Genomic DNA, 14,222 nt, shown 5'->3' with positions numbered 1-14,222 from the left:
GAGGAGGTTTCATGACTCGCGAGATCTATCGTTTTTCCCCGAGCCGGCGGACGCTGCTGAAGCTGTCCGCCGCCGGCGCGGCGCTGGCCACGATCGGCCGGGCGCCCTTCGTGCATGCGCAGGAGCGCAGCCTGAAGATCGGCACCTATGGCGGCTATTTCGAGGAGAGCTTCAACAAGCACGTCTTCCCGGAATTCACCAAGGCGTCCGGCATCAAGGTCGAGTCGGTGGGCGAGCCGACCGGCGAGGCCTGGCTGGTGCAGCTGCAGACCGCGGCCAATGCCGGCGAGGCCCCGGCCGACGTGTCGATGATGGCCCAGGTCGCCATGCTGCGCGGCGCGAAGGCCGGCCTGTGGCAGGCGCTCGACCCGGCAAAGATGCCGAATGCCGCGAAGGTCTTCCCCGAGTTCATCAACAAGTATGAGGATGGCCGCATCGCTGGCGTGGCGGCGGTGGCCTGGTTCATCACCCTCGTCACCAACACCGAGGCCTATCCCGAGGCGCCGACCAGTTGGGCGGCGCTGTGGGACCCGGCGAACAAAGGCAAGATCGGCCTCCTGGCGCTGGCCTCGAACTCCTTCCTGCTCGAGATCGCGGCGCACACCTATTTCGGCGGCAACAACGACATCCTGGCGACCAATGAGGGCGTCGAGAAGGTCCTGGCCAAGCTGGCCGAGCTGAAGCCCAACGTCGCCCTCTGGTACCGCGACGAGGGCCAGTTCCAGAACGCGCTGCAGTCGGGCGAGATCCCGATGGGCCAGTACTACCACGATGTCACCGGCCTCGCCGCCAAGGACGGGTTCCCGGTGCGCTCGACCTTCCCGAAGGAGGGTGGCGTCTCCGACCGCGGCTCCTGGGCCGTCAGCAAGGCGTCGAAGAAGCTGGAGGAGGCGCAGGTCTTCATCGACTACATGTGCCAGCCGGCGCAGCAGGAGCTGCTGTCGCGCAAGGTCGGCACCGCGCCGATCGTGCCGCGCGACGCGCTGACCCTCTCGCCCGAGGAGTTCGCCGCCGTCTCCAGCGACATCAAGCCGATCATCCCGGATTACCGCCTGTACACCGAACGCGGCGACTGGGTCGCGGACAAGTGGACGGCGATGATCACTGGCTGATCCTGCATCCGCCCCGGCCGTCTTCCCTCTTAAAGAGGGGCGGCCGGGGCCCATTTCCGAGACAGCCCGCATGCACGAGCTCCGCCTCCAGGGCATCGCCAAGGATTACGGCCGGGTCACCGCCGTTACCGATGTCGACCTCTCCGTCCCGGCGGGGAAGCTGGTCTGTTTCCTCGGCCCGTCGGGCTGCGGCAAGACCACGCTTCTGCGCATCATCGCCGGCCTCGAATCCCCGACCAAGGGCCAGCTCCTCCTGGATGGCCGCGACATCACGCCGGTGCCGACGCACCAGCGCAATTTCGGCATGGTGTTCCAGTCGCTGGCGCTGTTCGACCATCTGACGGTCGGCGAGAACATCGCCTACGCCCTGCGCATCCGCGGCGCCGACAAGGTGGCCCAGCGCAAGCGGGCCGAGGAGCTGCTGGCCCTGGTGCAGCTGCCCGGCGTGGCCGACCGCCACGTCTCGCAGCTTTCGGGCGGCCAGCGCCAGCGCGTCGCCATCGCCCGGGCGCTGGCGATCGACCCCGGCCTGTTCCTGCTGGACGAGCCGCTGTCGGCGCTCGATGCCAAGCTGCGCGAAGCGATGCAGATCGAGCTGCGGCAGCTGCAGCAGCGGCTGGGCGTCACCACCATCCTGGTCACCCACGACCAGCGCGAGGCCATGACCATGGCCGACCTGATCGTGGTGATGGGCAATGGGCGGATCCAGCAAGCCGGCGCGCCGCTGGAGATCTATCGCCGCCCGGCCAATGCCTTCGTCGCCGATTTCATCGGCACCGGCAACCTGTTGCCAGTCAGGGTGGACAATGGGGGCTTGCGCCTCGGTGACGCGGTGCTGACCGCGAGCGAGGGGCTGGACAGCCTGACGCCGGGCGCCGGCGCCACACTCTTGGTGCGGCCGGAGGAGGTGCAGCTGCGCCCGGCCGGCGAGGCTGGGCCGAACCGGATGCCCGGCACGGTCGATTTCGTGCGCGACGTCGGCAATTCGGTCGAGGTCTATGTCGACTGCGCCGGCACCCGGCTGATCGCCGCCGCGGCGCGCAAGGACCTGCCGCCGATCGCGGCCGGCCAGACCGTGACGGTCGAGCTGCCGCCCGAATCCTGCGTGGTGCTGGCGGCATGAGACGTGCATCCACCGCGCTTGCATCGGGATATAGGAGGTTTATATTTGGATATTCTGGAGGATATCCAATGCCGCTTTACGTCAAGGATGCCGAGGTCGCCGAGCTGGCGGAACGCCTCGCCGCTTTGCATAAGATCAGCAAGACTGAGGCGGTGCGTCGTGCCCTGCAGCATGAGTTGGAGCGCGCCCGCGCTCATCCGACCCTGGTCGAGCGAGGTATCGAGTTCGCCCGCGCTCTACGCGCCCGCGGCGATCGCAAAGCCTCCCGCCCGGCGGACAAGCCGTTCATCGACAGCCTTTACGAGGAGCATTGATGTTCGTCGATGCCTCGGCGCTGACAGCGATCCTGACCGAGGAGCGCGACGCGCGCGAGCTCCTCGCCCGTCTGCAGAATGCAAACCGCCGCGTCACCTCCCCTCTGGCGGTATGGGAGACGGTGATCGCGATTGGCCGCATTCTCGGCCTCTCGATCCCGGCGGCGCAGCAAGGGGTCGAGGATTTTCTCGTCCTCGCCGACATCGCCGTGATCCCGGTCGCGGCGGAAACCCGGGCCCTCGCCATCGATGCCTATGCGCGCTACGGAAAGTCGCGCCATCCGGCGGCGCTGAATTTCGGCGACTGCTTCGCCTATGCCTGCGCCCGCCAAGCAAGGCTGCCGCTGCTGTACAAGGGTGACGATTTCCCGCAGACCGATATCGAGGCGGCATGACCGCGCCTACCCCCGCCATAGTCGCGACACCGGCCGGACCGGCCGCCCCTGCAGCCCCCCGCGGCCTGGTCGCCCGGCTGCCGGCACTGTGGCCGGCGGCGATGCTGGGCGTCTTCTTCCTGATCCCCTTCGTGATCATGGTGGCGTTCAGCTTCTACCACCGCGTCGAGGGCGGGATGTACCAGCCGGCTTTCGAGCTGGAGAACTACGCCCGCTTCTGGACACCCTTGTTCACCCGGGTGCTCGGCTTCTCGCTGATGATCTGCGGCCTGGCGGCGGTGATCTGCGTTACCGCCTCGGTCCCCTTCACCTGGTTCCTCAGCCGCACCCGCCGGTCGGTGCAGGTGGCCTGGCTGGTCAGCATCCTGTCGATCCTGTCGCTGTCCGAGGTGATCATGGGCTTCGCCTGGTCGATCCTGCTGTCGCGCTCGGCCGGCATCTCCAACCTCTTGGTCACCCTCGGCATCCTCGGCACGCCCGACGCCTACACGCCGAGCTTCGGCGCGCTCCTGATGGGGCTGTGCTTCATCGGCTTCCCCTATTCCGTGCTGATGCTGTACCCGGCGGTGAACCGCCTCGACCCGGAGATCACCGAAGCCGCCCGCACGCTCGGCGCCTCGCACCAGCGCGCCTTCTTCACCGTGGTCGTCCCGTCGCTGCGCCAGGCGATCCTGGCGACGATGATCCTGGTCTTCGTCTTCACCCTCGGCTCCTACATCCTGCCGCAGGTGCTGGGCAAGCCGGAGCACTGGACCCTGTCGGTGCTGATCACCGACCAGGCGATCTACCAGTCGAACATCCCCTTCGCCGCGGCACTGGCGGTGTTCCTGGTGCTGGTCAGCCTGGCCCTGATCGGGCTGACCCTGTTGCTGGGCCAGGGGCGGAGACGATGACCATGGGCCGCATGCTCTCCCGCCTCTATATGGGCCTGATCGGGGCCGTCCTGCTGGCACCGATCATCGTTATCACCGGCGTGTCGCTGAACGAGAAGAAGCGCCTGCTGTTCCCGCCGCAAGGCCTGTCCTTCGCCTGGTTCGGCGAGATGCTCCGGGACCCGGAATGGGTCGGGGCGCTGAGCAACAGCCTGGTCATCGCCGTTCTGGCCGCCGCCCTGTCGGTGGCGATCGCGCTGCCCATGGCCTGGTATCTGTGGCGCTGGAACCCGCGCTGGGGCCGCGCTCTCTACACCCTCGGCATCGCCCCCTTCATCCTGCCGCCGGTGGTCTCGGCGCTGGGCTTCCTGATCTTCTGGCAGATCTTCGGCCTGTACGGCCACATCGCCGCCACCATCGTCTCGCACGGCATCTTCTTCGTCACCCTGCCGCTGGTGAACATCGCGCTCGGCCTGGCCTCGATCGACCGCGCGGCGGTGGAGGCGGCGCGCACGCTGGGGGCCGATGAGCGCACCGTGTTCCGCACCATCGTGCTGCCCTCGATCCGGCCCTACGTCATCTCCGGCTACGCCTTCGCCTTCGTGCTGAGCCTGAACGAGTACATCGTCGCCTATATGGTGGCGGGGTCGACCGTGGTGACGCTGCCGATCAAGATCTTCAACGCCCTGCGCTACGGCTACACCCCGGTGATGGCGGCGGTGACGGTGCTGTTCGTGGCGGTGGCGGCGCTGGTGTTCTCGCTGGTTGCCTGGCGCGGCGACCTGCCGCGGCTGCTCGGGGCCACCCGGCCGCCGCGCTGAACGATAATGCGATTTTCGTCCTGATTTGGCAGCCAGGCCCGTCCATGCTTCCAGTCTTCCTGCGGCGGTCACTGCTGCCGATCGTCCTCCTGCTGGCCGCCGCTCCGGCCGCCGCCGATCCCCTCAGCGATGGCTTCGAGGGCGGGCGCATCACGCCGCAGGTCTGGTCGCCCTGCCGGCGGCCGGAGGGCCGCTTCTTCATCGACGAGATGCTGGCGCGCTCCGGCCGCTACGCCGCCGGCATGGCGCTGCTGCCGACGCCGGACCTGCCGCCCGCGATCGAAATAGCCAACGGCCCGCATCTGCGCAGCGGTTGCATCGACTCCGACCAGGACACGGAGTTCGACCCGGGCAGCGACCAGCGGGCCGAGCTGTGGCTGCGGGAGACCCAGCCGAAGGGCACCGACCTCTGGTACGGCTTCAGCTTCCGCATCGACGCGCCGCCGGCGCCCGAGGCCGACGGCCGGCGATTCCTGGTCGGCCAGTGGAAGCAGGCCGGCCAGTACAGCCCCTTCCTGGGCCAGCGCTTCCGCAACCGGAAGTTCTATCTGACGGTGGAGCAGGACGGGCCGGCGCGGTACCAGCAATGCCGGGTGCTGGTCGCATGGGAGGACGGTTACGACTTCTCCGATTTCCCGGCGCATCACAGCTTCCTGCATGACGGCTTCGACGCCACCGGCGCGAAGCTGCCGCCCGACTACGACACCGACTGCCGGCGCGACCTCACCATCGACCGCAAGACGTCGCTGCCCTCGCCCTACGGGGCCTGGGTCGACATGGTGATCCATATCCGCGTCGACGCCCGGCCCGACGACCTGATCGAGATCTGGGCCAACGGCCAGCCGATCGTCACCGTCCGCGGCCCGCTGGGCTATCGCGACAGCGGCCGGCAGTATTTCAAGATCGGCCCCTATCGCGACCCCGCAGACAGCCCGGTCGCGGTCCGCCTCGACAATTTCGGCCTGGGCCAAAGCTTCGAGGAGGTCGATCCGCGGCGCTTCGACCGGTAATGCCAACTGATCAGAACTCATGCCCATAACCGTCATGGCGAGCCCCGAAGGGGCGTGGCCATCCAGCGGCACCGGCCCCTGGATCGCCACGGTGCTTCGCACCTCGCGATGACGGCTTGAGGTTGACGAAAGTCGTTCTTCATAAAGACTCGGTGTGAGGCCTGGGCCCGGCGCCGCTTGGCTGCGCCCGGCCGGCCGCCTATCCTGCTTCGGCCAGATAGCCCCGGAGCGATCATGCTTCGAGCCCTGCTGCCGGCCGTCCTGATCATCGCCACGGCACCGGCCTCCGCTGCCGACATCACCGATGGATTCGAATCGGGACGCATCGACCCGCAGGTCTGGGCGCCCTGCCCGCGCGCCGAGAACCGCTTCTTCATCGAGGAGACGATGGTGCGCTCTGGCCGCTACGCCGCCGGCATGGCCCTGCTGGCGGACGGGAGCGTGCCGCCCGCCATTCCCTCCGTCGAGGTGCGGCGCCGGCGCAGCGGCTGCCTCGACACCATGCCGGGTGCGGTGTTCAACCCGGAGGACGACCAGCGCGCCGAGCTGTGGCTGCAATCGACCGAGCCGGCGGGCGCCGACCGCTGGTTCGGCTTCAGCTTCCGGATCGACGGGCCGGCCGCTGCGGCCGATGGCAACCGGCTGGTGGTCGGCCAATGGAAGCAGAACGGCAGCCGCAGCCCGTTCCTGGCCCAGCGCTTCAAGAACGGCGCCTTCCACCTGACCGTGGAGCAGGCGGGGCCGTCGCCGGGCCAGCAGTGCCGGGTGCTGGTGGCCTGGCAGGACGGCTATGATTTCTCGGATTTCCCGGGCCATCGCAGCTTCCTGCATGGCGGCGCCGACGAGCTGGGCGCCGAGCTGCCGACCGACCGCAGTGCCGATTGCAGCCGCGGCCTCGCCATCGACCGCCAAGCGCCGCTGCCCTCGCCCTTCGGCACCTGGGTCGACATGGTGGTGCATCTGCGCGTCGCCGGCCGCCCGGACGACCTGGTCGAGGTCTGGGCCGACGGCCGGCCCGTCGTCACAATCCGCGGGCCGATCGGCTCCCTCGACGGCGGCGACCAGTACTTCAAGTTCGGGCCCTATCGCGACCCGGCGGAGACGCCGCTGGTGGTCCGCCTGGACAATTTCACCCGCGGCGACGGCTTCGCCGCGGTCGATCCCCGGCGCTTCGGGCAGTAACGCCGGGTGGCAGCCCCGGGCCGCCGCCCCATCTTTGTGATGTCGTTCCGTCCCCATAGCCGCATCGGCCGGTGCGGCCCAGACAAGGAGAACGCGATGAATATACTCTACAGGGCCACCGCCACCTCGACCGGCGGGCGCGACGGGCACACCCGGACCTCCGACGGCCGGCTGGACTTCGACCTCGCCCGGCCGAAGGAGATGGGCGGCCAGGGCAACGCCACCAACCCCGAGCAGCTCTTCGCCGCGGGCTATTCCGCCTGCTTCCTCGGCGCGCTGAAATTCGTCGCCGGCAAGGAGAAGGTGCAGGTTCCGGCCGAGGCCGCGGTGACCGCCGAGGTCGGCATCGGCGAGATCCCGGGCGGCTTCGGCCTCGACATCGACCTGCGCGTCTCGCTGCCCGGGATCGACCGGGCGCAGGCCGCCGAGCTGGTGGAGAAGGCGCACAAGGTCTGCCCCTATTCCAACGCCACCCGCAACAACGTCGACGTCCGGACCCAGATCGTCTGAGACGACGGCGGCACGGCCGGGTCCTCCCCGGCCGTGCCCCGACACTCAGTCGAGATAGCCTTTGCCCTTGAGCCAGGCCTTGAGCCCCTCCTGGCTGTCCGGCTTCACCTCCTTGGCGAAGCCGTTGGCGTGCATGAGCGTCCGCTGCTCGGGATCGTACCAGAGCGGATCCTGGCTCGGCACCGAACCGAGGCCGACCGGAGCATCGCTCTTCTTCTGCGGCGCCCACCACCGGTCGCCCTGCCAGTACATGTTGCTGGCCGAATCCTCGTAGCGCTTGGTCTCGCTGTTGTAGCGGACGCCCGGATACCGCGAGAGATCGGCCTTGGTCGGGTCGGGGGGCAGCTGCAGGTACTTCAGATCGTCCTGCGTCTCGGGCAGCTTGCCGTCCTTGGCGGTCATGGCCCTGACGGTCTCGGCCACCTCCTCCGCCTGTTCCGGCGTCCAGCTGTTGAAGATGCGGCCGAGGCGCGCCCGGGTGTAGTCGAGATCGCTGTAGGTGCCGGTCAGGACGTTGCCCGCGCTCCGGGTCAGCTCGTCGCCGCCCATCAGATGCTCGTCGCCGGGGAAGACCGTCTGGAGGATGCCGAGCAGGCCTTCGTCCAGGAAGTCGTTGTGCTCCGCCAGCACCTCCGCCACCTTCCGGTCCTTGACGCCGTAGAGCACCTGGATGGCGTCCGCATCGGCCTTGTCGTATTTGTGGGCCGCGTCGTAGGCGCCCTTGCCCTGGACGATGCCGGCGCCGGCCACCTGCAGCACCGCCGCCACCCCGCTGACCTTCAGCGGACCCAGGCGGGTGATCAGCCGGCCCAGGGCCGTTTCGGCGATCGTTCCGTCGGACAGCGTCGCAGTGGCTGAGGCGGCGAAGATGGCATCGCTGACCGTGGCGGTGGCATAGCCCGCGGACTTCACGAAATCCTGCTTCGTCCCTGCCACGCCGAAGCCGTTGAAGATCGCATTGGTCAGGTCCGCGCCGACATAGAGCACGTCGACCCCGCCGCCCCGCAACTTCTCCAGCCCGCTCAGGGTCTTGCCCCAGACAGCCTTCTGCGTCGGGCTGAGATTGCTGTTGGCGACCCGCGTCTGCGCATTGTTGATCCGGGTCTCCAGGCTGGTCGGCGCGCCTCGATCCTTTCCGGTCAGGATCTCCCGGGCATTCGGCAGCACTGCTGTCTGGGCCGCGTTGAGCATCATCATCGTGTGCGGCACGTAATAGACGAGATCGGCCGGCGAGGTGTCGAGCGCATCGAGGTTGCGGCCGAACAGGATGGCGCTGCCGCCGCCGGAGATGCGCGTGATCGCGTTGGTGCCGATGTTCAGCCGCTCGGCGCTCGCCATCTGCCGCCGCTCGGTCTCGGTCGGCTGCGCCCGCCCGGCGATGATGTCCTCCAGCCTTCCCTGCCCCATGCTTGCCTTCAGCCCGTCGAGGAACTTGGCAAAGTCTCGATTGGGGTTCGGCCTGGTGCCGTTGACGTACTTCTGCAGGGCGTCGATCTCGGCCCGACTGGCCGTGGCGTCGCCACGGAGAATCGCTTGGTAGCGATTCTCCGCCATGGCCTGGTTGATGTTCTTGACGCCGCCCTTCATCGTCTCGACCACGGCGAAGGTGGCGAGGGCGCGGGTCGAGCGTTGGACCCAGATCGTGCCGGGCGTCTGCGGTTCGGCGGTCCCGGTGTTGGCATAGGGATCGGTCTTGGTCTCCGGCAGCTCCGGCAGGCCGTCCATCGCCTCCTGGATCGACTTCGACTTGGTCATCATGATCCCGGTGCCGAAGAGCTGCGGGATCGGCGCGTCGTTGTCGAAGCCGTCGACCTTCTTCAGGTCGGTCTTGTAGAGGTCGAGCGCGAGCTGGATGCTTTCCTGCCGCTCCCATTGCGGCAGCTTCTTCTCGCCCTCGCGCGTCAGATCCTGCGCCTTCTGTTCGTTCCCCGGCAGGTCGTCGATCGCCTCCATGTCCCGCGCGAGCTGGTCCGCCGCGGAGATCGGGTCGTCGGACTTCACCCCGCCCCAGCCGCTGAGCCCGTGATAGAGTTCGTTGTAGAGCTGGTTGATCTTGTCGTCCTGCCTGGTCGCGGCGGCGTCGAAGTTCTCGATGCTGCGCCGCACGGCCCACTGGGCGTTCGAGTTCTGCGACAGATACTCGTTGTGCCCGAGCTCGCCCTTCTGCTCCAGCTCCGCCTTCTTGTCGGCGCCGAGCGTCGCCGTGCGGGCGGCGATGGCGGTCAGCAGCGACGTGCCCGACCCTTCCGCGTCCTCGCGGCTCATGATGCTGAAGAACTGCTGCTCGTGCAGCAGATTGATATGGTCCCCGGGCAGGTCGCTGTTCATCTTGTCGACGATCCGCGACGCCACGTGATCGACGAAGGCCTTGCCGGCGCCCGCCTTGGCCCCGTCATTGTAGAGGATGGTCTGGCAGGCCGCGCCGAGGTCGAGCAGGGCCTGGATCTGGCCCTTCCGGTCGTCGCCGCTGGATCGCGAGCCGGCGATCGCGTCGATCGACTGGTCGACCATCTTCTGGACGCGCGGATCGGAGGCCAGCAGCGAGCCGCTGCCCGGCAGGCTGTCCTTCGTGTCCGTCGTCTCGCGCAGCTTGGCCAGGAAGGCCTTGGCCCCGTCCGTGCCGCCCTTGCCCCAGGCGGCCTCGAGCTCCCGGACCGGGCGCTCGACCCGGAGCTCCTGGACCGCCTGCTTCACCCCTTCCTGGACGGCGGCGAGATACTGCTTCTCGTCGCTGCCGACATAGGTCTGATAGACGCCGGCCCGCTTGGTGAGGGCGGTGATCTTCGCCGCTTCCGGCCCTTCCGTGGCATCGGCGAGGGCGAGGAGCTGCCGCTTGGTGTCGGCCGTGACCTGGGCATAGTCGCCGCGGTCGCCCGCGGCCGCGATCTGGCCCAGCTGGTCGGTGGTCCGCCCGTCGGCCTTCCACGCCCGCTCCTTCATCTCGCGGACCTGGTTGAGCGCGTCGAGGAAGACCGGATCATCGGGCGCGCGCTCGGCGATCGGCGCGACCAGGTCGCTGAACTCGCCGCGATCAAGCTTTCCGTTGCCGTTGGCGTCGCGGCCGAAGCTGGGCACACCCTGGCCCTGCGAGGCGTGGTCGACCTCCTGCGCGATGGCGACGACGAGGTCGTCCTTCGCCTTGTCCCGGTCCGCCTCGCTCTTCTTCGGATCGCCGGCGACCGCGAGGGCCTGGCGCTGATTTTCCAAGAGGCCGAGTCGGTTCGAATCGAGGACATAGACCTTGTCGAAGGATTCGAGCTGCTGGTCGATGTCGGCCGGGGCGCCGGGCCGGTTGCCGAAGGCCTTCGGGTCGAGCTGGGGCGTGGCCGCCAGCTGGGCGTGCAGGGCCTTGCTGTCGTTCGGGTCGACGCCCGCCTTCGCGTAGATCCGGAACGGCCACAGCCCGGGTTCCACCTTGTGCTCGGAAATCCCGCGCGGGCCCTCGTTCCAGCGATAGGTGGGCGGCGCCTCCGGCTGCGCCGGCGGTTCGGCCGGCTTCTCGTCCTTGGCGCGCTGGACGGACAGGGTGAACTGGTCCGCGGCGTTTGAAGACCGCCTGGTGCCGGCCGCGCTGCGATTCTGTCCGACTTCGGAAAGGACACCCCTGAAGCTCAGGCTCATGACCGCCCTCCCCCTTTGGGCCGTGAATGACTCATGACAATTTCGTGACAGGGAGGCTACGGATGGAATTCCCATCTCGTCAATCGGAACCGTCGCTGCGACGGACTATCCGCCCAGCATCACCCGGTCGCTCTCGCGCGGCACCAACTCGAGCGGCCAGAGGGCCTGGACCGGGCCGGCGGCGGAATTGTCGGCGTGGTCCGGCATGGTCGCCAGCAGCGCCTCGGCCAGTTTCACCCCGAGATCGTGCAGCGACAGGCGGAAGCAAGTCAGCGCCGGCGACAGGAAGCGGCTGAACGGGCTGTCGATCATGCCGCCGATCACCGCGATCTCCCGCCCGGGCCTGAGGCCGGCCTCGTTCAGCCGGCGATAGGCGCCGACCACCATCCGCTCGTTGACCACGAACAGCGCGGTTGGCGGCGGGCCGCGGCGCAGCAGCGCGTCGGCCATGCGGTAGCCGCCGGCCTCGGTCATCTCCTCCGCCTGCACCAAAGCCTCGTCGAAGCCGATGCCGTGCTTCGCCAGGGCCTTCCGATACCCGTCCAGCAGAATATGCCCCTGCATCAGGTCGTGCCCGGCATTGCCGAGGGCGATGCGGCGGTGGCCGAAGCCGACCAGCCGGTCGATCGCGGTCGCCGCCGCCTGGTGGAAATCGAGGTCCAGCCAGGGGTGGTCGCCGCCCGACAGGCTGCGGCCCAGCGCCGCGAAGGGGAAGCGGCGCTGCGCCAGATAGTCGAGCCGCGGGTCGATCCGCCGGGTCCAGGGCAGCAGGATGCCGTCGGCCAGGCGCCGCTCCACCACCCGGCGCAGCTGCGCCTCGTGGTCGCCGTCCGGCGTGTTCAGCAGCACGACCAGGTCGAGCCCGTGCCGGGCCAGCACCTCCTGCACCCCGTCGAACAGGCCGATGAAGAACGGCTCGCCATAGGGCTCCGGCCCGCTATAGGCCTGCAGCATGAAGGCGACGGCGTTGGTCGACCCCTTGCGCAGGCTGCGGCCGGACTGGTTCGGCGAATAGCCCAGCGCCGCCGCCGCCTCCAGCACGCGCCGCCGGGTTTCGGGGTTGACGTCGCCGCGGCCGTTGAGGGCGCGGGAGACCGTCCCGATCGAGATGTTCAGATGCTTCGCGAGCTCGCGGATTCCCAAGCGTTCCCTCCCTCCGGCGCGGACAGAGTGCAGCGAAACGTACCGGCCGCGCCAGAAGCGGATTGACAGTCGGATGCGTTCGATATCAATATCGTAAACGTTTACGGCGACATTATCGAACAATTTGCCGCCGATCGAGGAGGGGAACCCGAGTGCGAGCCGTGCTTGCCGGATGCGGCGCCATGAGCCGGGCCTGGCTCGATGCCGCCCGCCAGATCCAGGGGCTGGAGGTCATCGGCCTCGTCGACCTGGACCCGGAACGGGCGCGGGACCGCGCCGCCGAGTTCGAGCTGGCGGGCGCCGAGATCGGCACCGACCTGCCGGCCCTGCTGGACCGGCTGCGCCCCGACATCCTGTTCGACGTGGTCGTCCCCGCCGCTCGCCGCGAGGTGGTGCTGGCCGGCCTCAAGCGCGGCTGCCACGTGCTGAGCGAAAAGCCGATGGCCGACAGCCTGGCCGCGGCGCGGGAGCTGGTGACGGCAGCCAGGGCCACCGGACGGCTGCATGCGGTCGTGCAGAACCGGCGCTACATCCCCGGCATCCGGCGCCTGCGCCGCGCGGTCGAGAGCGGCCTGATCGGCGAGCTGACCGGGGTGCATTGCGATTTCTTCCTGGCGCCGCATTTCGGCGGCTTCCGGGAGGAGATGCGGCATGTGCTGCTGCTCGACATGGCAATCCACACCTTCGACGCCGCGCGCCATGTCGCCAGCCGCCGCCCCCTCGCCGTCTACTGCCACGAGAGCAACCCGGCCGGGTCCTGGTACGCGCATGGCGCCAGCGCCCATGCCGTCTTCGAGCTGGAGGGCGGCGCCGTCCTGACCTATCGCGGCAGCTGGTGCGCCGAGGGGCTGCGCACAAGCTGGGAGAGCGCCTGGCGCCTGACCGGCACCCGCGGCAGTCTGACCTGGGACGGCGCCGAGGAGTTCCGCGCCGAGGTCGCCACCGGCCGGCGCGAGGGCCTGTTCTTCCAGCCCGAAACGGTCGCGGTGCCGCCGCTCGACCCGGCCGATCGGATCGGCGGCCATCTCGGCGTGATGCGCGACTTCATCGACGCCATCCGCACCGGCGCCGAGCCCGAAACCGTCAGCCACCGGAACTTCCACAGCCTCGCCATGGTCTTCGCCGCGATCGAGAGCGCGCGCCAGGGCCGCCGCGTGGCCATCGAGACGATCGAGGAACCATGACCAGCACACGGCCCAATCGAACGAACCATCAGGACATCCGCATCGGCACGATGGTGAAGGCCAATGGCGACGATCCGGCCGGCACTGTCCGGCGGCTCGTGGCCCTCGGCTTCGAGAGCATCGAGCCGTTCTTCTGGCAGACGCTGGGCGGCAAGGACATCCCGCGCCTCGCCGCCGAGATCCGCGAGGCGATCGGCGACAGCGGCGTCACCGTCGGCGCGCTCGGCATCTTCGGCAACCCGCTGGAGGACCAGGCGCAGGATCGCGAGACCCTGGCCGGCTGGGAGGCGCTGATCGACCACGCCCATCTGTTCGGCACCGACATCGTCGCCGGCTTCACCGGCCGGGTGCGTGGCCGGCCGCTTGAGGAGAGCCTGCCGCGGTTCAAGCAGGTGTTCGGCCGGCTGGCGAAGCGGGCCGCCGACAAGGGGGTGCGCCTGGCCTTCGAGAACTGCCCGATGGAGGGCAGCTGGAAGACCGGTGACTGGAACATCGCCCACAACCCGGCGGCCTGGGAGCTGATGTTCGACGCCCTGCCGGACGACAATCTCGGGCTGGAGTGGGAGCCCTGCCACCAGCTCTACTACCTGATCGACCCGGTGCCGCAGATCCGGCGCTGGGCGCCGAAGATCTTCCATGTCCACGGCAAGGACGCGACCGTGCGCTGGGACGTGGTGAAGGAGCACGGCATCCACGGCCGCTTGCCCTTCGCCTTCCACCGCACCCCCGGCTTCGGCGACACCGACTGGACCCGGGTGATCAGCGAGCTGCGGCTGGGCGGCTTCAGAGGCTCGATCGACATCGAAGGCTGGCACGACCCGGTCTATCGCGACGAGCTGGAGATGACCGGCCAGGTCCAGGGCTTGCGCTACCTGCAGCGCTGCCGCGGCGGGGAGTTCGTCGCCAATCCATAACCAACACAGTGGAGGAAGCTC

13 protein-coding genes are annotated in these 14,222 nt (G+C 68.8%); 11 read left to right on the top strand and 2 right to left on the bottom strand.

Annotated elements, in window-relative coordinates:
• Positions 1 to 11: 11 nt before the first annotated feature.
• The 9 genes from KXR53_RS27190 (at position 12) to KXR53_RS27150 (ending at position 7,339) form a co-directional block, all read left to right on the top strand.
• Entirely contained in the window at positions 12 to 1,112 is a 1,101-nt protein-coding gene (locus tag KXR53_RS27190) for an ABC transporter substrate-binding protein (protein WP_437378438.1), read from the top strand.
• A 70-nt stretch (positions 1,113 to 1,182) separates the two neighbouring features.
• On the top strand, positions 1,183 to 2,235 hold the full coding sequence (locus KXR53_RS27185) for an ABC transporter ATP-binding protein (RefSeq protein ID WP_437378437.1): 1,053 nt from the start codon (positions 1,183 to 1,185) through the stop codon (positions 2,233 to 2,235).
• 68 nt (positions 2,236 to 2,303) lie between these two features.
• Positions 2,304 to 2,549 carry a type II toxin-antitoxin system VapB family antitoxin gene (locus KXR53_RS27180; protein ID WP_437378436.1) on the top strand — a complete coding sequence of 82 codons (246 nt, stop codon included), beginning with the start codon at positions 2,304 to 2,306 and terminating at the stop codon, positions 2,547 to 2,549.
• Positions 2,549 to 2,944: a type II toxin-antitoxin system VapC family toxin gene (locus KXR53_RS27175; RefSeq protein WP_437378435.1), complete on the top strand. Its 396-nt coding sequence runs from the start codon at positions 2,549 to 2,551 to the stop codon at positions 2,942 to 2,944. The genes KXR53_RS27180 and KXR53_RS27175 overlap by 1 nt, the downstream gene beginning before the upstream one ends.
• On the top strand, positions 2,941 to 3,837 hold the full coding sequence (locus KXR53_RS27170; RefSeq protein ID WP_437378434.1) for an ABC transporter permease: 897 nt from the start codon (positions 2,941 to 2,943) through the stop codon (positions 3,835 to 3,837). Before KXR53_RS27175 ends, KXR53_RS27170 begins: the two co-directional genes overlap by 4 nt.
• A 2-nt stretch (positions 3,838 to 3,839) precedes the next feature.
• Positions 3,840 to 4,637, top strand: a complete 798-nt coding sequence (locus KXR53_RS27165) for an ABC transporter permease (RefSeq protein WP_437378433.1) — start codon at positions 3,840 to 3,842, stop codon at positions 4,635 to 4,637.
• Between the two features lie 44 nt (positions 4,638 to 4,681).
• On the top strand, positions 4,682 to 5,647 hold the full coding sequence (locus tag KXR53_RS27160) for a heparin lyase I family protein (protein ID WP_437378432.1): 966 nt from the start codon (positions 4,682 to 4,684) through the stop codon (positions 5,645 to 5,647).
• Between the two features lie 234 nt (positions 5,648 to 5,881).
• Entirely contained in the window at positions 5,882 to 6,829 is a 948-nt protein-coding gene (locus KXR53_RS27155; protein ID WP_437378431.1) for a heparin lyase I family protein, read from the top strand.
• Between the two features lie 96 nt (positions 6,830 to 6,925).
• Positions 6,926 to 7,339 (top strand): organic hydroperoxide resistance protein, encoded by a 414-nt coding sequence (locus tag KXR53_RS27150; RefSeq protein ID WP_437378430.1) that lies wholly within the window; start codon positions 6,926 to 6,928, stop codon positions 7,337 to 7,339.
• Between the two features lie 45 nt (positions 7,340 to 7,384).
• Here the strand turns inward: KXR53_RS27150 and KXR53_RS27145 are convergent, their stop codons facing one another.
• Positions 7,385 to 10,960: a hypothetical protein gene (locus tag KXR53_RS27145; RefSeq protein WP_437378429.1), complete on the bottom strand. Its 3,576-nt coding sequence runs from the start codon at positions 10,958 to 10,960 to the stop codon at positions 7,385 to 7,387.
• Between the two features lie 105 nt (positions 10,961 to 11,065).
• Entirely contained in the window at positions 11,066 to 12,103 is a 1,038-nt protein-coding gene (locus KXR53_RS27140) for a LacI family DNA-binding transcriptional regulator (protein ID WP_437378428.1), read from the bottom strand.
• 152 nt (positions 12,104 to 12,255) lie between these two features.
• Here KXR53_RS27140 and KXR53_RS27135 point away from each other — a divergent pair, with 152 nt between their 5' ends.
• Positions 12,256 to 13,287 carry a Gfo/Idh/MocA family protein gene (locus KXR53_RS27135; protein WP_437378427.1) on the top strand — a complete coding sequence of 344 codons (1,032 nt, stop codon included), beginning with the start codon at positions 12,256 to 12,258 and terminating at the stop codon, positions 13,285 to 13,287.
• On the top strand, positions 13,284 to 14,201 hold the full coding sequence (locus tag KXR53_RS27130) for a sugar phosphate isomerase/epimerase family protein (RefSeq protein WP_437378426.1): 918 nt from the start codon (positions 13,284 to 13,286) through the stop codon (positions 14,199 to 14,201). The genes KXR53_RS27135 and KXR53_RS27130 overlap by 4 nt, the downstream gene beginning before the upstream one ends.
• Positions 14,202 to 14,222: the final 21 nt, after the last annotated feature.

It is taken from the genome of Inquilinus limosus, from assembly GCF_051487185.1.
Taxonomy (GTDB): domain Bacteria; phylum Pseudomonadota; class Alphaproteobacteria; order DSM-16000; family Inquilinaceae; genus Inquilinus; species Inquilinus limosus_F.
Note: the sequence above shows the minus strand (reverse complement) of the source record. Positions and strands in the feature narration are given on the sequence as shown.

Coding starts and splice junctions, on each gene's coding strand:
- KXR53_RS27190 (WP_437378438.1), top strand. CDS start 12: ATGACTCGCGAGATCTATCGTTTTTCCCCGAGCCGGCGGACGCTGCTG.
- KXR53_RS27185 (WP_437378437.1), top strand. CDS start 1,183: ATGCACGAGCTCCGCCTCCAGGGCATCGCCAAGGATTACGGCCGGGTC.
- KXR53_RS27180 (WP_437378436.1), top strand. CDS start 2,304: ATGCCGCTTTACGTCAAGGATGCCGAGGTCGCCGAGCTGGCGGAACGC.
- KXR53_RS27175 (WP_437378435.1), top strand. CDS start 2,549: ATGTTCGTCGATGCCTCGGCGCTGACAGCGATCCTGACCGAGGAGCGC.
- KXR53_RS27170 (WP_437378434.1), top strand. CDS start 2,941: ATGACCGCGCCTACCCCCGCCATAGTCGCGACACCGGCCGGACCGGCC.
- KXR53_RS27165 (WP_437378433.1), top strand. CDS start 3,840: ATGGGCCGCATGCTCTCCCGCCTCTATATGGGCCTGATCGGGGCCGTC.
- KXR53_RS27160 (WP_437378432.1), top strand. CDS start 4,682: ATGCTTCCAGTCTTCCTGCGGCGGTCACTGCTGCCGATCGTCCTCCTG.
- KXR53_RS27155 (WP_437378431.1), top strand. CDS start 5,882: ATGCTTCGAGCCCTGCTGCCGGCCGTCCTGATCATCGCCACGGCACCG.
- KXR53_RS27150 (WP_437378430.1), top strand. CDS start 6,926: ATGAATATACTCTACAGGGCCACCGCCACCTCGACCGGCGGGCGCGAC.
- KXR53_RS27145 (WP_437378429.1), bottom strand. CDS start 10,960: ATGAGCCTGAGCTTCAGGGGTGTCCTTTCCGAAGTCGGACAGAATCGC.
- KXR53_RS27130 (WP_437378426.1), top strand. CDS start 13,284: ATGACCAGCACACGGCCCAATCGAACGAACCATCAGGACATCCGCATC.